Origin of the sequence: Pilimelia columellifera subsp. columellifera (genome assembly GCF_039532605.1) — a bacterium.
GTDB lineage: Bacteria > Actinomycetota > Actinomycetes > Mycobacteriales > Micromonosporaceae > Pilimelia > Pilimelia columellifera.
This window is the reverse complement of the sequence record NZ_BAAARY010000009.1, coordinates 1-20824: the sequence shown is the minus strand read 5'-3', so window position 1 is coordinate 20824 and position 20824 is coordinate 1. Positions and strand designations below refer to the sequence as shown.

Annotated in this window: 21 protein-coding genes and 3 tRNA genes; 12 read left to right on the top strand and 12 right to left on the bottom strand. The window is 70.8% G+C overall.

Annotation, left to right across the window (positions count from 1 at the left end):
• Nucleotides 1–10: 10 nt before the first annotated feature.
• Nucleotides 11–856 (bottom strand): MurR/RpiR family transcriptional regulator, encoded by an 846-nt coding sequence (locus ABD287_RS11185; RefSeq protein WP_344171977.1) that lies wholly within the window; start codon nt 854–856, stop codon nt 11–13.
• Nucleotides 857–913: 57 nt separating this feature from the next.
• Here ABD287_RS11185 and ABD287_RS11180 point away from each other — a divergent pair, with 57 nt between their 5' ends.
• The gene (locus ABD287_RS11180) at nt 914–1726 is read left to right on the top strand and encodes an MOSC domain-containing protein (protein ID WP_344171975.1); all 813 of its coding nucleotides are present in this window, start codon (nt 914–916) and stop codon (nt 1724–1726) included.
• 44 nt (nt 1727–1770) lie between these two features.
• Here the strand turns inward: ABD287_RS11180 and ABD287_RS11175 are convergent.
• From ABD287_RS11175 to bcp, 3 genes are all read right to left on the bottom strand, one after another.
• Nucleotides 1771–1854: transfer RNA gene (locus tag ABD287_RS11175), tRNA-Leu, on the bottom strand.
• A gap of 14 nt (nt 1855–1868) precedes the next feature.
• Nucleotides 1869–2744, bottom strand: coding sequence for an HNH endonuclease signature motif containing protein (locus ABD287_RS11170; protein WP_344171973.1), 876 nt, complete (start codon nt 2742–2744; stop codon nt 1869–1871).
• Between the two features lie 29 nt (nt 2745–2773).
• On the bottom strand, nt 2774–3250 hold the full coding sequence (gene bcp, locus ABD287_RS11165) for a thioredoxin-dependent thiol peroxidase (RefSeq protein WP_344171971.1): 477 nt from the start codon (nt 3248–3250) through the stop codon (nt 2774–2776).
• A gap of 93 nt (nt 3251–3343) precedes the next feature.
• Between bcp and ABD287_RS11160 the strand changes: the two genes are divergently transcribed.
• From ABD287_RS11160 to ABD287_RS11145, 4 genes are read left to right on the top strand one after another with little or no spacing between them, the layout of a single operon-like run.
• On the top strand, nt 3344–4060 hold the full coding sequence (locus tag ABD287_RS11160; protein ID WP_344171970.1) for an energy-coupling factor ABC transporter permease: 717 nt from the start codon (nt 3344–3346) through the stop codon (nt 4058–4060).
• Nucleotides 4057–4425 carry a PDGLE domain-containing protein gene (locus ABD287_RS11155; RefSeq protein WP_344171968.1) on the top strand — a complete coding sequence of 123 codons (369 nt, stop codon included), beginning with the start codon at nt 4057–4059 and terminating at the stop codon, nt 4423–4425. The genes ABD287_RS11160 and ABD287_RS11155 overlap by 4 nt, the downstream gene beginning before the upstream one ends.
• Nucleotides 4425–5186 carry a cobalt ECF transporter T component CbiQ gene (gene cbiQ / locus ABD287_RS11150; protein WP_344171966.1) on the top strand — a complete coding sequence of 254 codons (762 nt, stop codon included), beginning with the start codon at nt 4425–4427 and terminating at the stop codon, nt 5184–5186. Before ABD287_RS11155 ends, cbiQ begins: the two co-directional genes overlap by 1 nt.
• Before the next feature lie 15 nt (nt 5187–5201).
• Nucleotides 5202–5948 (top strand): energy-coupling factor ABC transporter ATP-binding protein, encoded by a 747-nt coding sequence (locus tag ABD287_RS11145; RefSeq protein WP_344171964.1) that lies wholly within the window; start codon nt 5202–5204, stop codon nt 5946–5948.
• A 39-nt stretch (nt 5949–5987) separates the two neighbouring features.
• On the opposite strand, the gene ABD287_RS11140 is transcribed toward ABD287_RS11145, so the two are convergent.
• The 4 genes from ABD287_RS11140 to ABD287_RS11125 all read right to left on the bottom strand — a co-directional run bounded on the left by ABD287_RS11140 (nt 5988) and on the right by ABD287_RS11125 (nt 8978).
• Complete coding sequence (locus ABD287_RS11140; protein WP_344171962.1) at nt 5988–7079, bottom strand: hypothetical protein; 1092 nt, start codon at nt 7077–7079, stop codon at nt 5988–5990.
• The gene (locus ABD287_RS11135) at nt 7076–7783 is read right to left on the bottom strand and encodes a DsbA family protein (RefSeq protein ID WP_344171960.1); all 708 of its coding nucleotides are present in this window, start codon (nt 7781–7783) and stop codon (nt 7076–7078) included. Before ABD287_RS11135 ends, ABD287_RS11140 begins: the two co-directional genes overlap by 4 nt.
• A complete protein-coding gene (locus ABD287_RS11130) occupies nt 7780–8325 on the bottom strand; it encodes a DoxX family protein (RefSeq protein WP_344171958.1) in 546 nt (181 codons plus the stop codon). The genes ABD287_RS11135 and ABD287_RS11130 overlap by 4 nt, the downstream gene beginning before the upstream one ends.
• 68 nt (nt 8326–8393) lie before the next feature.
• Complete coding sequence (locus tag ABD287_RS11125) at nt 8394–8978, bottom strand: sigma-70 family RNA polymerase sigma factor (RefSeq protein ID WP_425565599.1); 585 nt, start codon at nt 8976–8978, stop codon at nt 8394–8396.
• Nucleotides 8979–9092: 114 nt separating this feature from the next.
• Here ABD287_RS11125 and ABD287_RS11120 point away from each other — a divergent pair, with 114 nt between their 5' ends.
• The 6 genes from ABD287_RS11120 to ABD287_RS11095 all read left to right on the top strand — a co-directional run bounded on the left by ABD287_RS11120 (nt 9093) and on the right by ABD287_RS11095 (nt 15491).
• Nucleotides 9093–9728, top strand: a complete 636-nt coding sequence (locus ABD287_RS11120; RefSeq protein ID WP_344171957.1) for a zf-HC2 domain-containing protein — start codon at nt 9093–9095, stop codon at nt 9726–9728.
• Between the two features lie 76 nt (nt 9729–9804).
• The gene (locus tag ABD287_RS11115; RefSeq protein WP_344171954.1) at nt 9805–11475 is read left to right on the top strand and encodes a copper resistance CopC/CopD family protein; all 1671 of its coding nucleotides are present in this window, start codon (nt 9805–9807) and stop codon (nt 11473–11475) included.
• Nucleotides 11476–11493: 18 nt separating this feature from the next.
• Complete coding sequence (locus ABD287_RS11110; protein WP_344171952.1) at nt 11494–12207, top strand: YcnI family protein; 714 nt, start codon at nt 11494–11496, stop codon at nt 12205–12207.
• A gap of 212 nt (nt 12208–12419) precedes the next feature.
• Nucleotides 12420–14597 (top strand): hypothetical protein, encoded by a 2178-nt coding sequence (locus tag ABD287_RS11105; RefSeq protein WP_344171950.1) that lies wholly within the window; start codon nt 12420–12422, stop codon nt 14595–14597.
• A gap of 78 nt (nt 14598–14675) precedes the next feature.
• The gene (orn, locus tag ABD287_RS11100) at nt 14676–15272 is read left to right on the top strand and encodes an oligoribonuclease (protein ID WP_344171948.1); all 597 of its coding nucleotides are present in this window, start codon (nt 14676–14678) and stop codon (nt 15270–15272) included.
• Nucleotides 15273–15415: 143 nt separating this feature from the next.
• A tRNA-His gene (locus ABD287_RS11095) sits at nt 15416–15491 on the top strand.
• A gap of 78 nt (nt 15492–15569) precedes the next feature.
• On the opposite strand, the gene ABD287_RS11090 is transcribed toward ABD287_RS11095, so the two are convergent.
• A complete protein-coding gene (locus ABD287_RS11090; protein ID WP_344172189.1) occupies nt 15570–16748 on the bottom strand; it encodes a L,D-transpeptidase in 1179 nt (392 codons plus the stop codon).
• 215 nt (nt 16749–16963) lie between these two features.
• The gene (locus ABD287_RS11085) at nt 16964–18226 is read right to left on the bottom strand and encodes a L,D-transpeptidase (protein WP_344171946.1); all 1263 of its coding nucleotides are present in this window, start codon (nt 18224–18226) and stop codon (nt 16964–16966) included.
• Nucleotides 18227–18426: 200 nt separating this feature from the next.
• Here ABD287_RS11085 and ABD287_RS11080 point away from each other — a divergent pair.
• Nucleotides 18427–18499 (top strand) — tRNA-Lys (locus tag ABD287_RS11080).
• Nucleotides 18500–18718: 219 nt separating this feature from the next.
• Here ABD287_RS11080 and ABD287_RS11075 read toward each other — a convergent pair.
• Together ABD287_RS11075 and ABD287_RS11070 are read right to left on the bottom strand one after the other, a co-directional pair.
• On the bottom strand, nt 18719–20197 hold the full coding sequence (locus ABD287_RS11075; protein WP_344171944.1) for a tyrosine-type recombinase/integrase: 1479 nt from the start codon (nt 20195–20197) through the stop codon (nt 18719–18721).
• Nucleotides 20198–20355: 158 nt separating this feature from the next.
• Nucleotides 20356–20571: a DNA-binding protein gene (locus ABD287_RS11070; RefSeq protein WP_344171942.1), complete on the bottom strand. Its 216-nt coding sequence runs from the start codon at nt 20569–20571 to the stop codon at nt 20356–20358.
• Between the last annotated feature and the right edge of the window lie 253 nt (nt 20572–20824).

Below are 20824 nucleotides of genomic sequence, written 5' to 3'. Positions count from 1 at the left end.
CGGGTCTCCTTCAGAGGGTGAAGAGCTGGCGGCGGGCGGCGGAGGCGTCGAACGCCTCCAACCGGTCCTGGGTCTGGCCGGGGTCGGCGTCGCAGATGGCCTGCAACAGCACCGTGGCCAGGCTGAGCGGTCCGGCGTGCAGATCGAAGACGAGGTCGGCGCCGACCGGGGCGACCAAGCTCACCGCGCAGCGCCCGTCCACCGGACTCACCGGCGAGTCGGTGAGCCCGACCACGCCGAGGCCGATGGCGGTGGCCGCGGCGACAGCCTCCACCGACTCGCGCGGGTAACGGGGGAGCACGATCGCCAGCATGGCGCTCGCGCCGGCCGCGTGGGCCTGTTCCAGCTGATCGCCCAGCGAGCTGCCGCCGTCGGTGATGGTGCGCACGTCCGGCAGGATCTTGCGAGCGAAGTAGCTGAAGTGCGCGGCCAGCGGCGCGGCGGCGCGTAGCCCGAGCACCACCAGCGGACGGGACGCGGCCAGCAACCGCGCGGCCCGGTCGACGGCGGTGAGGTCGGCGAGGCTGTCGGCGAGCCGGATGAGGCCAGCTGCTTCGGCGCGCAGGGCAGCCTGCGCGCGGTTCGCGCCCTCGCGCTGGTCGTGTTGTCCTTGGCCAAGGTTCTCGGCCGCGGCGATGTCGCGGAGTTGGCGGCGTAGGCCCAGGTAGCCGTCGTGTCCCAGCGCGGTGGCGAACCGGGTGACTGACGGCTGGCTCACTCCGGCGCGGTCAGCAAGCTCGGCGGCCGACAGGTAGCCGGCGGTGGCGGCGTTGACGCTCAGATAGTGGGCGATCCGGCGTTGGGTGGGCGTCAGCCGGACGCCGTGCCACAACGCGGTGATCGCTTCGTCATTCACAGAAGCACTGTATGCATGAAAAATTTCAGGACGCAACCTGCTGGCACAATCAACCGGATGCGCGTGGTCTCCCTGCACAGCTACCCGGTCAAAGGCTGCCACCGGCTCGACCACGAACGGGTCGAGGTCGAGCCCTGGGGCCTGGCCGGCGACCGCCGGTGGCTCATCGTCGCCCCCGACGGCGCCTTCGTCTCCCAACGGACCACCCCCGAGCTGGCCCTGCTACGACCCGCCCCGGTCGACGGCGGCCTGCGGCTGAACGCCCCCGGCCAGCCGGCGCTCGTCCTGGCCACCCCCGACCCCGACGCCGGCCCGCTCCGGCAGGTGACGGTCTGGCGATCCACCATCGCGACGACGCCCGTCAGCCCTGCCGCCGACGCCTGGCTGACCGCGCTGCTCCGACGCCCCGTCCAACTCGTCTGGCTCGACGACCCCACCCGGCGGAGGATCAACCCCGAACACTCCCGGCCCGAGGACCGGGTCAGCTTCGCCGACGGCTACCCGGTCACCATCGCCAACACCGCGTCACTGGACGCGCTCAACACCTGGCTGGCAGCCGACGGCGCCCCGTCCGTGCCGATGAGCCGTTTCCGACCCAACATCGTCATCGACGGCGCCCCGGCATGGGCCGAGGACAGCTGGACAGGCGCCAGGACCCGCGTCGGGGACGTCGTCTTCCGCGTCGCCAAGCCAGCCGGCCGCTGTCAGGTCGTCAACATCGACCAGGAGACGGGGGAACGGCGCGGGCAGGTGCTCAAAGCGCTCGGCCAGCACCGCCGCCGCGGGGACAACCTGCTGTTCGCCGTCCACCTGATCCCCGACGCCACCGGCGTCGTCGCCGTCGGCGACGCGCTCGCCGTCGTCCGCTGAGCGACACTGCCGATGGCAGGGCGATGTTGGTGGCACGGCGACTCTGGTGCGGAAGGGGGGACTCGAACCCCCACGCCTCTCGGCACAGGTTCCTAAGACCTGCGTGTCTACCATTCCACCACTCCCGCGCGGCCGACCCATTCTAGTGGCGCCGCGCGGCATCGTCGCCCCCGCCCACGTTGTCCTCATCGCCCTGGCCGAATCTGGTGGGGCCTCCGTCGGGCGACCGCCTTCGGGCGGCCAACACCTTCGCCACGGTGTCGTGGGAGACCCGGATTCCGCGCTGGCGCAATTCGACAGCCAGCGGCTTCGGCCCTCGGCCGGGGCTGGCGGCTGCCGCCGCGGTAATCGCCTGATGCCGCTGGTCGATCCTGGCGGCGCGAGCCACCGCAGGGTCGACGACCACGCCCGCCTCGGCCAACCGTCGCCGGATCCTGTCGAAGCGGGTTGTCGACCATCCAAGCTGTTGTGACGCGTCGCGAGCGCTGATCGCAGCAGTTTCGACCCGTGCGATCAGCGCGATCAGCGAATCCAGGGGCTCCGGAAGGCCGGCCCGCCAGCGGTTGCCCCCGGCGTAGGTCTCGGTCTGGCTGTGACAGTTGGGGCACAGGATCCGCAGGTTGGTGGGCCGATTATCGAGGTGGTTGCCGTCGATGTGGTCGACCTGGAGGGTGAGCGGCCGGCGCTGCCACTCGGCGCCGATTCCACACAGCGCGCATCGCTCGGGTACGCCGCTGTCCACCAACGCGCGCCGGAGTCGCTGTCCGGGAACGCGTCGCGCGTCGGCGGGTAGCTGTACGAGCAGCTCCGCCGCCGACTTCCGCGGAACGTTGACCTTGCCCCGGTTGTGCCCCTGGCCGGTGAAGTGGGAGGTGTCGATGCCGAAATGCTTGAGCCGCCGGCTGATGTGCGCGTGTGATCCGCCACTCCACCGCACGCCGAGCCGGCGCAGCACCTCGGCGATGCTGGCCGACTCGGCCGCCGCGGCGGCAAGAACGTCCTTTGTGTACTTAGCCACCCGGCCACGTTAGGACATTCGTACGACAGTCAGTCGAGCCCGAGTTCCCGGCGCAGCTTGGCGACGTGCCCGGTGGCCTTGACGTTGTAGTGCGCCCGAGCGATCCGACCCTCGGCGTCGATGACGAAGGTGGAGCGGATCACCCCGGTGACAGTCTTGCCGTAGAGCTTCTTCTCCCCGTACGCCCCGTACGCGGTGAGGACCGCCTTGTCGACGTCGGCGACGAGCGGGAACGTCAGGGCGTCCCGGTCGCGGAACTTCGCGAGCGCATCGGGTTTGTCCGGCGAGATTCCGACAACCTCGTAGCCGGCGGCCTGGAGCGAGGCGAGCGAGTCGCGGAAATCGCAGGCCTGGGTGGTGCAGCCGGGCGTCATGGCCGCGGGGTAGGCGTAGAGGATGACCTGCCGTCCGCGCAGGTCCTTGAGGGCGAGCTTCTGGCCGCTTTCGGTGGGCAGGGTGAAGTCGGGGGCGGCATCGCCTGGCGTGAGGCGCACGTTGTCCGTCATACCGGCACCCTACCGAGCCGTTGTTGCCAGAAATTGGCAACAACGGCAGGTCGGCCCTAGTCTTGGCGTTGGTCGACCGTCGGAAGGGGCGCCATGCGCAACGAGGCGTTACACATCGCCAACGGCATCATCAACGCGCAGGTCTCGCTGGCATTCGCGGTGCTGGCCGGGCTGGCTGTGGCCTTGTGTCTGACCCGCGCCCGGCGGGATCTGGACGACCGGTTGATTCCGATGGCCGGCCTGGTCGCCGCGTTCGTCTTTGCCGCCCAGATGCTCAACTTCCCCGTCGGGCCCGGAGTCAGCGGCCACCTTCTCGGCGGGGCGCTGGCGGCGATTCTGGTCGGCCCCTGGGTGGGCGCGCTGTGCGTCACTGTCGTCCTGGTCGTCCAGGCTCTGATCTTCAGCGACGGCGGCCTGTCGGCGCTGGGGCTCAACGTGACGAACATGGCGCTGGTGGGGACGGCGGCGGCCTACTTCGTCGTCGCGGGGCTGCTGCGGGTTCTGCCCCGCACCCCCGGGGGGCTGGCGGTGGCCGCTTTCCTCGGCTCGGTGATCGCCACCGTGGCCGCCTCTCAGGCGTTCATGTTCCAGTTCTTCCTCGGCGGCGACGTGGCCCTCTCCGGGACGACGTTCGGCGCGATGGCGCTGAGCATGGCCGGGATCCATCTGCTCATCGGGGTCGGCGAGGGCGTCATCGCGGCGCTGACCGTCGGCGCGGTGGCGAAGGCGCGCCCGGATCTGGTCTTCGCGCTGCGTGGTCTGCGTCGGCCGCCGGCGGCGGCGCCGGCGATGGCGGGAGGGGTGGCATGAAACGCACGAGCTGGTTCATCGCCGGCGGGCTGCTGGTGTCGTTGCTGCTCGCGGGGGTGCTGAGCAACTTCGCTTCGGCGTCGCCGGACGGGTTGGAGTCGGCTCTGCACGAGGGTTGCGTCCTGGCCGAGGACGGCACGATCGTCGGCGGTGACTGTGTCGCCCGGCGGGCCGGGGAGCACGAGCTGGCCGGGCCGTTCGCCGACTACTCGGTGACGGGTGTCGAGAGTCCGTTCCTGGGCACCGCGGTCGCTGGCGGCGTCGGCGTGCTGCTCACGTTCGCGGTCGGCGGTGGCCTGTTCTGGCTGGTGCGCCGGCCGTCGCGGCGGACGCCGGCCGGGCCGGCGGGTCAGCCCGAGAGCTGATGGGCGCCGGGCACGGGCTGTACCGGGATCAGTCGAGCCCTGCGCACCGCCTCGCGCCCGAGGTGAAGATCGCCGCGACGGTGGCGTTCACCCTCGCGGTGGTGGCCACCCCGCGCGAGGAGCTGTGGGCGTTCGCCGTCTACGCGGGGTTGGTGGCGGTCGCCGCGGTCGCCGCACGCACCCCGCCAGGTTGGCTCGCGAGCCGGGCGTTGATCGAGTTGCCGTTCGTGCTGTTCGCGTTCGCGTTGCCGTTCCTGGCCACCGGGCCCACCGTCGAGTGGGGCCCGCTGAGCCTGTCGGTGGAGGGGCTCTACGGGGCGTGGAACATTCTGGCCAAGGGCACCTTGGGGGTGCTGGCGTCGTTGCTGCTGGCGGCGACGACCCCGGCCGAGCAGTTGCTGGTGGGGCTCGACCGGCTGCGTTGCCCTTCGGCGCTCACCCAGATCGCCACGTTCATGATCCGTTACCTACAGGTGCTCGTGGACGAGGCCCGGCGGATGCGGGTCGCCCGGATCAGCCGCGGCGACGACCCTCGGTTCCTGTGGCAGCTGCGGGGTTTCGCCGCCGGCATCGGCGGACTGTTCCTGCGCGCCTACGAGCGGGGCGAACGCGTCTACCTGGCGATGGTGTCCCGAGGTTACTCGGGCCGGCTGCCCGATCTGGGCACCGGCGGCCCGGCGGCCACCACCGCCCAGTGGCTGCGGGTCGCCCCGCTGCCAGCCCTTGCCGCGGTCACAGCCGTGACCGCCGCGATCGGGTGAGGCTAGGTTTCTGCTGTGACTGACATCCCGGCCTTGCAGGTCAGCGGCCTCGCCTTCGCCTACCCGGACGGCCATCAGGCGCTGCACGGAGTCGACCTGAGCATCGCCGACGGCGAGCGGGTGGCGTTGCTGGGCCCCAACGGGGCCGGCAAGACGACCCTGGTGCTGCACCTCAACGGCGTTCTCGCCGCCGCCGCCGGCGAGGTGCGCGTCGGCGGCCTGGCCGTCAGGCAGGACCGCGCCGTGCTCATGGAGATCCGGCGTCGGGTCGGCATCGTCTTCCAGGACCCCGATGACCAGCTGTTCCTGCCGACCGTTGCCCAGGACGTGGCGTTCGGGCCCGCGAACCTGGGCCTGCGCGGCGACGAGCTGGCCGTCCGGGTCGATGAGGCGTTGGACGCGGTGGGGATGCGCCAACACCGGGACCGGGCGCCGCACCACCTGTCCTTCGGCCAGCGCCGCCGCGTCGCGGTGGCGACGGTGTTGGCGATGCGCCCCCAGATCCTGGTGCTGGACGAGCCGTCGTCGAATCTGGACCCTGCCGCCAGGAGGGAGCTGGCGGCGATCCTGCGGGATCTGCCGGTGACGATCCTCATGGTCACCCACGACCTTCCGTACGCGTGGGAGCTGTGCGGGCGTTCGCTCATCCTCGACGGTGGACGGGTGGTGGTGGACGCCCCGACGCCGCGGCTGCTCGCCGACGCCGACCTGTTGGCCCGGCATCGGCTTGAGCTGCCGTTCGGCTTCACCGTGCCGGCTTGATCCCCGGCGGACGGGGCGGGCGGCGCGAACGGAGCGCAGTCAGCGGGTCAGGGCGATGGCGGCGCGCAGTCGGAGCACCCCGGCGACGGCGAGCCCGAGGCCGATCGCCGCGACCGCCGACACGACGAGTCGGGCGGCCGGGCCGTCCCAGACGACCGGCGGGACGGCCCGGCCGAGCACCGCAGCGTTGGTGAGGCCGGGAAAGAGCCCGAGGCAGGCGCCGGCCAGCGCGAGCGCGAAGTCGCCGGTGGGCCTACCGAGCGCCGCGTAGGCCCCGGCGGCGATGGCCCCGAGGCCGGTGAGCACCGGCCACACCTGCCCGATTCCGATTCCGATCAGGACCTGCCCGACGCCGGTGGCGCCGGTGTCGAGGACCCGGGCGACGGCGTAGGCGATGGCGAGCCCGCCTCCGACCACTGCCAGGGCCGACATGGTCAGCAGGACGACCCGCCCGACGGGCCCGGTGGCGGCCGTGGTGCCTGGGGCGGCGAGGACGCCGAGCAGGCTGACCAGCGCGATGCCGACGAGGATGCCCAGCCAACCTTCGCTTGCTGCCGGCGGCGGCGACCAGTCGAGCACGCCGGTGATCGCGGCGGCGGCGGGCCCGCCCGGGACCGCCTCGACGGTGACCGGGATGGCCCACTCCCGCACCCGGTGGACCCGGGCGGGATCGGCGGCGACGACGGCTGGCGGTTGGTCGGCTGCCCACTGGGCGCGCGGGTCGTGCCAGCGGGCGACGGGGTCGCGGTTGACCCGCCGCCACTGTGGCGCTGCGGTGGGGTCGGCGCTGGCCGGGGCGGCGGCGCTGAGGAGGGTGACGTTGCGATGAGTGGCCGGCGAGCGGGTGTTCTCGTACGCGCCGTCGGGCCGGATCCGTAGGTAGGGCTCGCCGGAGTCACCGAGGACGGTGACGGTCTGGGCGCTGTCGTTGGTGAGCATGAGCCGGGTCCCGGCGTCGATGACCTGGACCCGCACCCCCGGCAGCGGCTGTGGCGTGGTGACGGTGACCGTGTAGTCGGACCCGCCGGGGGCTTCGTCGCCGTGCGCGAGCGCCGGGGCGGGCGCCAGGGCGAGCGCGGCGCCGGCGAGCGCGCTCAGCGAGCGCGCCCACCAGCGGGCGGGTCGGGTCACTTGGTCGCGGCCGTCACAGCTTCGGTGATCTTCTCCGGGCTCGGCGTTTCGAGCTGCTTGCCGTTGACGGTGACGGTCGGGGTCAAACGGAAGCCGCGTTCGGACATGGTGTTGGTGATCTCCCGCACCCAGTTGCCGTACTTCTTGTCTTCGGCGCACTTGACGAAGTCGTCGCCGAGGCCGACGCCGCGGCCCATGTCGATCATTTGTTCGTTCGTGAGGCCGGCGGTGCCCTGGGCGGGCTGCTGGGCGTACATGGCGGCGTTGAACTCGTTGAACTTGCCTGAATCGGCCGCGCAGGCGCTGATGGCGGCCGCCCGGGTGGAGAACTTGCTGCCCTGGCTGCTGTGGTCGAGGATCGCCACCGGGTGGTAGACGACCGTGATCTTGTTCTCGCGGATCATCGTCTCCAGGGCGGGCCACGACGCGTCCTTGAAGTTCTTGCAGCCCGGGCACATGAAGTCGGTGTAGACATCGACCTTCACCGGGCCGGCGCCCAGGGCGAAGCCGGTGTTGTCGCCCGGGGCTGTCGCCTTCGGGTAGGTGATGTCGTCGGCCCGCTGGGTGGCGTACGTCGCGTAGCCGACGATGCCGGCGATGAGCAGCACAGCCAACGTGACGATCGACGTCCAGACGGTGCGCTGCCGGCGTTTCTCCGCCACCAGGTACGACGGTGGGGCCTTGGGGGCCGGTCGCTTGCTCATCGTGCTGACTCCTCGGTCTCGGTCTCGGTGGACGCCACGCGTCGGCGTGGCAGTTGCGGGTCGTCACTTAACCAGTTGTCCAGGGCAAGCCAGCCCCGGGGGAACACGATCAGGAAGGCCGCCATCGCCAGGAATCCGGTGTCTTCGAGCAGCCGGCCCAGGTACTCCGGCTCTTGGCCGGTGGCGAGTGCCCCGCCGCCGCCGAAGCAGCCGCAGTCGATGGCCAGCCCCCGCGCCCAGGCGGAGATGATGCCGCCGACGAACAGCACGAGCACCACGGCGGAGACCCCACCGACCAGCCGCGTCGCCAGCCCGACGATGAGCAGCAACCCGAGCGCGATCTCCAGGAACGGCAGCACGGCGCCGAGGATCTGCGCCGCCGCGAACGGCATAAGATCGTAGGCGTGGACGGCCCGTGCCGAGGCGTCCAGGTCACCGACCTTGTTGCCGCCGGCGATGATCCAGACGGCGGCGAGGCCGAGCCGTACGGCGACGGTCAACCACGGCTGGATCACGCTCCAGCGCGATAAGAGGGAGTTCATGTCACGTCCTGTCGGGGGAAGGTGTTCTGACCTCTTTCTAGCGGCATCAGCTGAAAGCCCGCTGTATGTCACCCTGTCATTGCCTGTGCGTGGGCTGTGATGAGGTCGCTGCGGGCCCGGGCGACCCGGGAGCGGATGGTCCCGACGGCCACCTCCTCGATCTCGGCGGCCTCGGCGTAGGACAGCCCGAGCACCTGGGTCAACGCGAAGGCGGACCGCCGTTCCTCGGTGAGCCGCCCGAGCAGATCGGCGGCGCTGAGATGACCGGACGGGTCGGGCCCGTCGGCGCCGACGGCAGCCTCGGCCGTCAGCCTGTCGGCCAGCCGTCGGCTGCGGGCCAGGGCGCGGACGTGGTCGGCGCAGGCGTGGCGGGCGATGCTCAGGAGCCAGGTGCGGGCCGACGACCGGGCCTCGAAGGCGGGCAGTGAGCGGAACGCCCGAAGGTAGGTGTCCTGGGTGAGGTCGTCGGCGGCGCTCCGGTCGACCAGAGCGGCGGTGAAGCGCCACACCTCGGTCTGGGTGGCGCGCACGAACGCGGCCTGGGCTACCGGGTCGCCGTTCGCGGCGGCAAGGGCCCATCGGGTGACGTCGTCATCGACCGGCATCGGGCTGGACTGCGCCGACGCCCCGGCTTCGCGTCGGCGCGGGAACATGCCTCCAGCGTACGGGCGCGCCGCGCCGGGCCGACTCGGGCGTATGGGGTCGCGAGGCGTGACCGAGTCCCTGCACAGTGGGAACTTTCCCAGCCCGAATGGCGACTACCCGGTATGACCTGCGAGCGGATCCAGATCGCGCTGTCGGCGCGGCTCGACGGCGAAACCACCGGCGACGCCCACCGGCTGGACGGACACCTGGCCGGATGCGCCGGCTGCCGTGAATGGCAGTCGGCGGCGCAACGGGTGACTAGGCTGATCCGGGTGCAGTCGGTGGCGGTGCCTGACCTCACCGAGCCGGTTCTGGCGGCGGTGGCCGCTGAGGCCCCGCGGTCGGCCGCCAGTCGGGCGCACCTGCTGCTCGGCTGGCAGACGGTCCTGCGGCTGGCGCTGGCCGCGGCGGCGTTGGGCCAGATCGTCGTGGCCCTGCCGGCGTTGCTGGCCGGCGTGAACGTGACCGGCGACCCGCATCTGAACCGGGAGATGGCCTCGTTCGACGTCGCCCTGGCGGTGGGCTTCGCGCTGGCAGCCTGGCGGCCACAGCGGGTCCGGGCGGTGCTGCCGGTGGCGCTGGTGCTCGCCGGGCTGCTGGCGGCGACCAGCGCGATGGACATCGTGCAGGCCCGGGCACTGCCGTGGAACGAGATGGGTCACCTGGCGACCGTCATCCAGGCCGGCCTGCTGTGGGCGTTGAGCCGCACCGTGCGCGGTGACGCCGCCGTCCCGGCGACACGGGCCGCCCCCGCGTGAGCCAGCACACGGCCCCGCGAGATCGCCTGATCAGGCGCCGGTACCAGCTCGCGCCAGGATCGGAGATCATGGCGGCATGACCGAATCCCTCGACCGGCGGGCGCCGGCGGGCTTGGCCGCGCGGCTAACGGCCGTCGCCGTCGCGCTGCTCGCCTTGTTCGCGACCGTTCTCCTGCCGGCTGCCCCGGCGAGCGCCCACGCGGTGCTCGTGTCGTCCACCCCGCGCGTGGGCGCGGTGCTGCCGACTGCCCCGTCACAGGTGCTGCTGGAGTTCAGCGAGCCGGTGTCGCTGGTTGCTGACAAAGTCCGGGTGCTCGGACCGGACGGCAAGCGGGCCGACGCCGGGAACTCCCGCAGCGACGGGGCCCGGGTGGCGATCCCGCTCAATCCCAACGGGCCGCAGGGCACCTACCTGGTCAGCTTCCGGATCATCTCCGCGGACGGCCATCCGGTGCCGGGCGGCTTCGTGTACAGCGTGGGGGCGCCGTCGGCGAACCCGCCGACCCTGGCTGATGTTGAGGACCCGGTCGATCCGGTGGCGCAGGGCGTCATGTCGGCAATCAAGTTTCTCGGTTACGCCGGCCTGTTGGTGGTCGTCGGCGCGGTGATGGTGCTGGGGATGTTGTGGCCGCGGCGCCTCGATCGGCGCCCGGTCGTCCGGCTCGCGTGGGTCGGACTGGGCGTCATTGCGTTGAGCGCCGTCCTGGCACTGCTCGCGCAGGCACCGTACAGCGCCGGCCGTGGGATGTTGAACATCACCGCCACCGACCTGCGACAGGTCCTCGCCAGCGACATGGGCACTGGCCACCTCATCCGGCTGGGGGTGCTGGCGGCGTGCGCCTTCCTGCTGCCGCCGGTGTTGGCGGGGCGGGCCGGCAAGTTGGACGTGATCCCGTTGGCGTTGTTAGCGACCGTCGGGGTGGCGACCTGGCCGCTGGCCGGTCATCCGGTCGCCTCGCCGGTGCCGGCGCTGTCGGTGGTCGTCGACGCGTTCCACGTCGTCGGTATGGCGGTGTGGCTGGGCGGCCTGTTCATGCTGCTGGTGTTCCTGCTGCCGCGGGCCAACGACGAGGAGTTGGGCGCGATCCTGCCGGTGTGGTCCCGGTGGGCGGTGCTGGCGGTGGCGGCGATCCTGCTGTCGGGCACGGTGCAGGTGCTCGTCGAGGTTGGCACCGTCGACGGGCTGCTCACCACCCGGTACGGCGCCCTCGTGCTCGTCAAGATCGGTCTGCTGGCGGTGGTGGTGGCCGCCGCCACCTACGCCCGCAAGCTCACTGAGCGGCCCGAGACGACGACCAGGCCCGGCCGGCTTCGCCAGGTCGTGGCCGTCGAGTTGGCGGTGACCACGGTCATCCTGGCGGTCTCCGCGGTGCTGGGTCAGACGCCGCCGGCGCGGAGCGCCACCGCCGCGGCGCAGCAGGCGTCCGGACCGTTCAGCACGACGGTGACGACGTCGTTGTATACGTTGCAGGTGGAGCTGTCGCCCGGGGGCATCGGGATGAACGAGATGCACGCGTACGCCTACACCCCCGCCGGCCGCCCGCAGCCGGTGGTGGAGTGGCGCGCCTCGGCGACGTTGGCCGCGGCCGGCGTTGAGGCTGTGACGATTCCGCTGGTGAAGTTGGCCGACAACCACGCGACAGGCCAGTTCGTGGCGCCGACGGCGGGGCAGTGGCAGTTGCGCTTCGGGGTCCGTACCTCCGATGTCGACGAGGCGTCCGTGACGGTCACGGTGCCAATCTCGTAAGTTCTGGAAAGGTTCCTCATGCTTCGTCTCCGTTCCGCGCTCACCGCGGCGCTGGTCACCGTCGGCGCAGGCATCGGCGGCGCCCTCGCTGTAGCGGCGCCGGCCGCCGCGCATGTCACGGCCAACGCTGACGAGGCCGTCCAGGGCGGTTACGCCCGGGTGGCGTTCCGGGTGCCCAATGAGAGCCCGACGGCGAGCACCACCAGGCTGGAGGTGACGATGCCGGCGGACGCCCCGCTGCCGAGCGTGTCCACCCAGCCGGTTCCGGGCTGGACGGTGGCGGTGGTGCGCCAGGCCCCGGCGACGCCGCTGACCTCACACGGTCGGGAGATCAAGGAGATCGTTTCCAAGATCACCTGGACAGCGACGCCAGCGGCCGTGGTCCGGCCTGGCCAGTTCCAGGAGTTCCCGGTGTCGATGGGACAGCTCCCGGAGGTGGAGCGGCTCGTGTTCAAGGCCCTACAGACCTACTCCGACGGCAATATCGTTCGGTGGATCGAGGTCGACCAAGGGGACGGGCAGGAGCTGGAGCGTCCGGCGCCGGTGCTCGAACTCACTCCGAAGGACGCGGAGACGGGCGCCGGCACAGCCAAGCCTGCGGCCGCTGAGGCCGACAACGCCGGGCCTTCGTCCGGGCTGGCTGTCGCCGGCTTAGTCGCCGGCCTTGCGGGCCTGGGGCTGGGCGCGGCGGCGTTCGTGCGCTCCGGTCGGTCCACCAAGACGGCCGCCTGATCCGGCGTCACGGGTCCACCAGCGCGCCGGGAAGACGCAGCACGCCAACTCGGAGGGTGGCCTGCGCCGAAAGCTGGCCGGTTTCGCTCCTCGGCGGTCCATGGGCGTTGTCGTTGTGCTGTTTCGGGGCATGATGTCTGGCGGAATGGCAATTGGATGCTTTTTGACCCGGTATGTTCCCACCTGGTAGGTCATGACAGGGGGAACGGCAGATGCGGTTACTACGCACCATTCTCGGGACGCTGGCGGTGGTCGTCGGGCTGCCCACGCTGCTAGGCGGCGCGCTGCTCATCACGGCCGGTGGCTACCGGGACGACAGCGGCGCCTATGCCGCCCAGGTCCAACCGGTCGCGACCAGCGGATACGCCGTCGTCGTTCCAGATCTCGACGCGCTGCTCGGCGCCCAGGCATCGCTACTGAGGGTCGACCGCACCAGCGTGCGGGTCAGCGCCTCGACCCGGTCCGGCCCCGCTTTCGTGGGCCTCACCACCACCGCCCAGTCTGAGGCGTATCTGCGCAACGTGCGGCACGCCCGTGTCGCCGAGATCCGGCTGTCGCGCGGACTTCTCCCGGCCCGCGCCACCGACCGGGGCGGCGCCGCCGTGCCGGCCGCCCCGGCATCTCCAGCGTTGGACAAGCTCTGGCTGCGCAGCGGTGTCGGCGGCATCGACATCAACCCCGCCGCGGTCCGCGGCCAGCGACTGGCCATGGTCGTCATGTCACCCGACGCCACCGCCCCGGGCGCCGTCCGGATGTCTGTTCAGGTCCGGGCGGCCTGGCTGGACCCGACCGCCTGGGGCCTGACCGTCCTCGGCGCCGTGCTCTTCGCACTCGGCCTCGTCCTGATCTTCTGGCCATCGCGACCGCGCGAGATCGTCTACGTGGTCGAGCCATCCCAGGTGCCCGACATCGCCGAACGCCTCGGCGTTGCCCTGCCGCCGGCTGAGGCGCTACGCCAGGCGGTCTCCGCCCCGCAGATCCCAACCAGCCGGCAGACCCGCGACGACGCCCGGCCGGCGTCGCCCAGGGTTGGTCCGACGATCGCAGCGTCGCAGGCCGGCGACGCTGCGTCCGGAGCCGGAGCCGATGTGCCGCCCGCAACGGCGCCCGCATCGCCCGTTGGATCCCCCCAGCCGGCGCCGGTGGCCCGGACCGCATCCACATCGCGAGCCAACTGGCCCACGAAGTCGGGGCTCGGCGGCGACACAGGCCCTCGTCAGTCCCCGACGCCCTCGACGCGCGGTGGTGACACTGGCCCTCGTCAACTCCCGACACCCTCGGCCGACCGCGTGGCCTCCCCGCAGCCTCGCGCGACGAAACCGTCGACGCCGCCTGCGGCGTCGCCAGGGCAGGTGGGACGCCGTCCGGGGCTGACCCAGGACCGGCCCTACGCCGTGCCGGTGAGCGCTGACGACCCGCCGTTGGCGACCGCCGCGCTCAACGCTGTCGGGTCCGGACGTCCGGCGGCGGAAAGTGGCACGGCCGAGGGGCCGCGGCCGGCGTCATCGGGAGCCACGTCGGGTTCCGCCGCTGCCACCAGCCCGATCCCTGGCGCCACAGCCACCGCTGCTCTGGTCGCCACGGCGTCCGCCGGCAAGCCCACAGCCGTACCAGCGCCCGCCACTGCCCCGGCGCCGTCCACTACTGCGAAGCCTGCCGCGTCTGCGATTGCGAAGCCTGCCGCGCCCACTACTGCGAAGCCTGCCGCGTCTGCGATTGCGAAGCCGGGCGCGGTGGGCGCTGCTGCAGCAGCGGTCCCGGTGCCCGATACAGCCAGTAACGCCTCCACGCCCAAGCCCAAGCCCACGGCCACCAGCCCATTGGCTGGGGCGACATCCTCCAACTCGATCAAGGCCGCCAGCGCGGCGACCGGACCTGATCCCGCGGTAGCGCGAACCGTGACCCCGTCCACCGGGCCGACCGCCGACTCACCTGCCGCGTCGCCGGCGCCGTCCACCGCGTCGAACGCGAAGCCGGCGCCGGCGACAGGGAGCGGCGCCGCGGCCGAAGCGTCAACGCCCATCGGTCCGGCGAGGACGGACGCGACGCCGAGCGTCTCACCGAAGACCGACGCCGCCAGGGAACCGGCGCCCACGGTAGCGGCGCCCCGCCGCGGCGGTGGCGGCGCCACCGAGCGCGCCGGCGCCAAGCCGTCGGCCGCGCCCCGGCGGCCGGACGAATCCGCAGCGGTCACCTCGACGCCAAAGCCTGCCAAGACCGTGTCGAAGACCGCGCCAAAGCGGCGTTCTGGTGCTGGCCTGCAGGCCGACACGGCGGCCGCGCTCGCCGCGGTAGCCGAGGTGATGGGCACGCCGAAGCCCGAGCCGCGGTCGCGCCGAACCGCGGTGGCCGGTCGCAAATCGAGGACGTCCGACCAGGCGTCGGAGTAGAAGGGGGCGAATGGGCCGGCACGACGTGCCAATCTGGCTGATGACCGTCCGGCGTTGTGTCGCCGCCTGAGTAGGCTGGTGAACGTGGCTGATCTTCTTGTCTGGATCGATTGTGAGATGACCGGGCTCGACCTCGGTAAGGACGCCCTGATCGAGGTCGCCGTCCTGGTGACCGATGCCGACCTCAACGTGCTGGGCGACGGCGTTGACATCGTCATCTCGGCGGGTGAGGCGGCGCTCGTCGGCATGCCAGACGTGGTGCGCGACATGCATGCCAAGTCGGGGCTCACCGAGGAGGTACGCCGTTCCACGATCTCGGTCGCCGAGGCCGAGGACCGGGTGCTGGGGTACATCACCGCCCACGTCCCCGATCCGAGGACCGCGCCGCTGTGCGGGAACTCCATCGCCACCGACCGAGGGTTCATCGCCCGTGACATGCCCCGGCTCGACGCCCACCTGCACTACCGGATGATCGATGTCTCGTCGATCAAGGAACTGTGCCGACGCTGGTACCCCAGGGTCTATTTCGGGCAGCCAGCCAAAGGGTTGGAGCACCGGGCGCTGGCCGACATCCGGGAGAGCATCCGCGAGTTGGAGTACTACCGGCGCACCCTGTTCGTCCCGCAGCCCGGTCCTGACGTGACCACGGCGAAGGCGATCGCAGCGGAGCTCTGACATGGGTGGACGCGCGGCGCCAACCCGCTCGTCGGATTGTGGCGTAGGACAGTTATCATGGATCAGCGTCCGGGCTCAGCGCCTGGATGCTCACGCGGATTCCAAGTCCGCAGATCCTTCGGGCGGGCGCCTGAATGGTCATGGTGGTCGTAGCTCAGTTGGCAGAGCACCGGGTTGTGGTCCCGGGGGTCGCGGGTTCAAGTCCCGTCGATCACCCCAAGAGAACGAACAAGCCGGTCCCCGGATTCGGGACCGGCTTGTTCGTTCGACGCGTGCGGCTGGGCCGAGGGGCCCCGACTACCCGCTGACCGGGAGCGCGCTGCCCTTGACGTACTGGTCCCAGCTCAGGTTCCAGTCGGTCCAGCCATTGCCTTGGCGGAGGCTCACCTCGGTGCCCTTGACCGTGACCACGTCACCGAGCTTCGTCTGCTTGAACAGCCACTCGGCGTTCTCCGGGGACATGTTGACGCAGCCGTGCGAGACGTTGGCCCGCCCCTGCGACGCCACCGACCACGGCGCGGAGTGGATGAACTCGCCACCCCACGTCAGCCGCTGCGCGTACTCGATCTTGGTTCGGTAGCCCTCCTCCGGACCCAACTCCTCGACCGTGTCGAAAACGGTCTTCCGTAGCCGCTCCATCACCAGCATGGTGCCGCTGGAAGACGGGGTCTTCGGCTTGCCGAGGCTGACCGGGATGGTCCGGACGACGGCGCCGTCGCGCCGCACGACCATCGACTTGGCCTTGTTGTCAACAGTCATGATCAGGGACGGGCCGATGTTGAAGTTCACGCTGAGGTCCGCGCCGCCGAACCAGCCGTCACCCATCGGGATGCCACGCGCGGCGATCCGGACGGAAACCTTGCTGCCCGCACGCCAGAAGGTCTTCGGACGGTAGTGGACGGTGTCGCCGTCGACCCAGTGCCACGCCCCGACCTGGCGCGGGGTGCTCACGACCGCCATTCGGCGCTGCACGTCGTCACGGAGCTTCGGCGGAACCTCCCGACCAAAATTGACCATGACGGGCATGCCGACGCCGACAGTCTGCCCGTCGCCGAGGAAGCTGCTCACATTGACCAGCTTGTCGGGGCGTTCCATCGTCGTGAAGGAACTCGCGGTCGTCGCGGTCTTGCCGTCGGCGCCGGTCACCGTGACGGTGGCGGTGTACGTGACGCCCCACCGCAGCGGGTCCCTCGGCTTCCAGCGGCCCTCGTCGGCCTCAAGCGTTCCCGCGACCGGACGACCGTCCGCGTCGACAACGGCCAACTCGGTCGAGGCGGCTTCCTGCGTGGTGAAGGTCAGCACCGGCGACGGAGCGACGCCGGTGGCGTTCGCGGCAGGGCTGGTGACGGCCGCGCCCAGCCGCGGGCCGGCGGCGTCCTCGCCGGCGCCGGCGCCGCCGTTGGTCCAGCGGGCGGGCCCCTCGTCACCGCTGCACGCGGCCGACAATGCCAGGATGCCGATGAGCCCTGCGGCCAGCAAGCCGCGTCGCAACCGTGCATGGGACGATGCCGGGCGCGCGTCGCCAATCGGCGCGTGCCCGGCGATGTCGTTGCCCGCAGCCGACCCGGTGTTGTTGAACCTGGCGCGCATCGTCCCCTCACTGATCAGTCCCACACCCATGGTGCCTCACCGTGACGACAACGGCCCACCCACGGTTGGAGCCATATGGAGCCCGATCAGTAGAAACCGGCTCACAGACGCGAGGTAACGACCCTTTGTGCTACCTGTACATCGGCCGTTTGGCCAGCAGATCTGAGCGGTTCCGGCACCGGAAGCGCGCTCGAGCGGATGTGCTCCTGCCACGGCATCGCCCAAGCGGTCCAACCGTTGCCGTCAGTGATCTTCGTTTCGGTGCCGCGCACCACCACCGGGTCGCCGATGAGGGTCTGCCGGAATAGCCAGGCGGCATGGCCGGGGGCGATGTTGACGCAACCGTGCGACACGTTGCGTCGGCCCTGGTCGCCCACCGACCACGGGGCCGAGTGGATGAACTCGCCGCCCCAGGTCAGCCTCTGCGCGTAGGAGATGCGGGTCCGGTACCCCTCAGCCGGACCAAGCTCCGCGCGGGTGTCGAAGATCGTCGAGGTGGCTTTCTCCATCACCACCAACGTGCCGCTTGACGACGGCGTGCTTCGCTTGCCCAGGCTCACCGGAATGCGGCGCGCGACCTTGCCGTCGCGGGTCACCGTCATCATCTTGGTTCGGTTGTCGACCAACATCGACAACGGACGACCGATGGTTATGCTGGCCGACCGGTCACGCGTCCCCTGCCGCCCGTTGCTGAGCCGCAGACCAGCCAACCCCAACCGGACGGCGATCCTCGTGCCCGGGCGCCAGTAGGCCGGTGGCCGGTAGAACGCCTGGGCGCCGCTTGCCGTCCAGTGCCACACCCCCGGCTGCGACGGCGCGCTCTGCACGAACAGCCTCCGCTGCACCGCAGCCCGGTCCCGCGCCGGAACCCCCGGCACGAACTCCGCCACCACCGGCATCGCCACCCCGTAGGTGTTACCGGTGAACAGGTACAGCCCCGAGCCCAGCTCCGGGACCGATCGGCGAGCGGCCGTCGTGAACGTCGTCCGGCGCGTCTCGCGGCGGCCGTCCGTCGCAGCCGCCACGACCGTCGCCGTGTAGGTCCGCCCGAACTCGAGCGGACGCGACGGCACCCATGACGTGCCGTCCGCACGCATCGTCCCGGCCAACGGCCGGCCCGTCCCGTCGACAACGGTCACGGAGCTGACCGACCCGCCGGCGACCTTCGTCGTCACCTCAGCGCTGATCGGAACACCGTGGGCATTCGTTACCGGTGTCACCGCCAACGTCAACGGGACGGTCGGCGCTGCGCTCGTCGCAGCCAGTCCAGCGACCGACGACGTCCCCCCGCGATCGCATCCCGCGCCCGCTAGCACTACGGCCAAAGCCAGCCCAGTCGTCGTCCAACGGCCCTCGTACGTCATCCCCCGAGCCTTTCCACGGTCCCCGCTCAATCCAACGTATCCGCAGGTCACGGCACATCGGTGAGTGCCGTGATTCGATCACACGGGGAAGAGGTTCGGGACGATCGCCCCACCGGCGCGCCCGATCGATGTCAAGCGGTGACCAGAGGGCTTTCTTGGGCGCCCGGCCTCCGTGCTAAGGTTCTCCCCGTTGTCAGTGAGCGCCGCTAGCTCAACTGGCAGAGCAGCGGACTCTTAATCCGCGGGTTCGGGGTTCGAGTCCCTGGCGGCGCACAGACGTAAACAGGCCCTGACCTGGGAAAACTCCCGTGGTCAGGGCCTGTTTTTTGTCGCATGTGGATCTTTGTGTGATCGACGTGTGATCGACGGTCGGGGACACCCCTGTCCGGGCCGGATGACCGGTGTCGGCGGGTGGGTGGCGGCGTGATCTGCCCGTCAGCGGCCTGTGGGCCGTGGCCCGGGGTTCTGCTGTGGGTTGGGGGTGTGAGGCCGTCAGCCGGCTATGCGGCCCTCTGCCACGGGTAGGACTCGGCGGGGGATGATCGCGGCGGTTTTCTCGGCGGCGGCGGTGGCGATCTCGGGTAGGACGCTGGCGTAGGTGTCAGCGGTGACTTTGTATGAGGAGTGCCGCAGCATCTCCTGCACGGTCTTCATGTCCACCCCGGCGGCCAGCGCCAACGTCGCGGCGCCGTGGCGCAGGTCGTGCAGCCGGATCGGCGGCAGCCCCGCCTGTCGGCCCAGGTGTTGAAAGTGACCGGTCACGTCCGCCGGGTGCAGCGCCGCCCCGATCGCCGTAGTGAACACCAGCCCGGTGTCGGTCCAGGCTTGACCGGCGGCGAGCCGGTGCTTGCGCTGACGAAGCCGATGCGCTCGCAGGACGGCGATGGTGCCGGCGTCGATGGCGATGCTGTGCTCACTGCTCGCGGTCTTGGGGGTCCGAAGTTGGGTGGCCCAGCCGAGTTGGGTGATCTGCCACCGCACCGTGACTTGCCCGGCGTCGAGGTCGAGGTCCGCCCAGTGCAGCCCGCAAGCTTCCCCGCGCCGCAAACCGATGTGCGCAACCAGGTGGTAGAGGGCATAAAGCGGGTCGTCGGCTGCGGCGGCGTGGTCGAGGAACGCCCCGGTCTGGGCGGGTGTCCACACCATGACCGGCGACGCGACCGTCCCGGTGTTCTTCCACCGTTTGACCCGCTCGGCGGTCCACACCAGCGCCTTGGGGGAGCGGGCGGAGGGCAGTTCGACGTGGCTGGCCGCGTTGAAGTCGATGAGCCGCTGCTTGATCGCGGTGTTCAACGCCACCCGCAGCGTGGCCCGGATCCGCTGCATCGTCGCCGGTCCCACCGGCCGCATCCCGCGCACCAGAGCCCGCTTGGCCTCGTCCCTGCTTGCTCGGAAGGTGGTGATCTGGTCGTTGCGTTCGGTGATGGCGTCGAACATGGCGTCGAGGTGCCCGACCCGCAGCTTGTCCAGCCGCACCGTGCCGAGGTGGGGGACCAGGTAGAGCCGCAGGTGACCTTCGTAGGAGCGGGCCGTGCCCGGCTCTAAGCCCTTGCGTCCGGCTAGCCATTCGGCGAGCCACTGCCCGGTGGTGGGCATGGAGGCGCTGTCGCGGCCGAGGAACAGCATCCGCCGGACCTGCTCGGTGGTGGGTGCTTTCTGGCCGGTCCGTACTGACGCTTCGATCAGGTCTCCGACTGCCGCCAGTTCTGCCGGGTCGCTGGCGTCGGCCAGGGCGAGGGCGTCGCGGACCCGGTTCAGCTCGACTTCGGCCTCGGTCTGGTTGGCGAAGCTGCCGGCCCGCAAGGGGCGGCGCTTGCCGGTGGTGGTGGCCGGTAGTTCGATCTGGTAGTGCCAGGCGCCGTGGTGGGGGCTCCAGTCACCACGACCGCGCCGCAGCTTGGGGCAGGCTTTCCCGAGTGCTTTCCCGGTGGTGTCGCGGCATCCGCATCGCTTGTAGGTGCTGCCTTTCACGGATTGTCCCTTTCCTGGTACGGGACCGGCCAGCGGATTTCAGGAATGTGGAATCCGCTGGCCGGTGGTGTCAGTTGTGCATCCATGCCGGGAACCCGACCGCGATCAAGTCCACCTCGAAACAACCCGAACGCCGTATCGGCGGCGGGCTGGCCTCGCTACTTTTCCGCGCCGATGGCGTCCAGCAGATGGGCGACGGCGACCAGATACTTGTTCCCCGCCCGCAACACCGGAACGGGAAAAGCGCCAGTGCGGGCGAGTTGGTACGCAGTTGTCCGGCCGATCCCGAGGATCGATCCGGCGGTCACCACATCGGTAGTGACACCGAGGCCCCGCATCCGTTCGATAGTCCACACGCTGTGATTGTTGGTCATTAGGTCCTCCCGAACAGGATCAGGTCTTCGGCGGATACCAGCCATTGCGGGTCGCCTGCGGTGCGGGCGGCTCGGATGTTGCGGAGTTGGAAGAACGAACCCCGCGGCACGACCGCACCCGCACGGACACCGGCTATCAGCGGATAGCAGCGGTCTAGTACGACAGCCGTACTTCAGGGTCTGACCTGCGGGTTCGGGGCTGGACGTGGGGCGGCCACCGCGTGATCGTCTGTATGTTGTGGACAAACTTTCA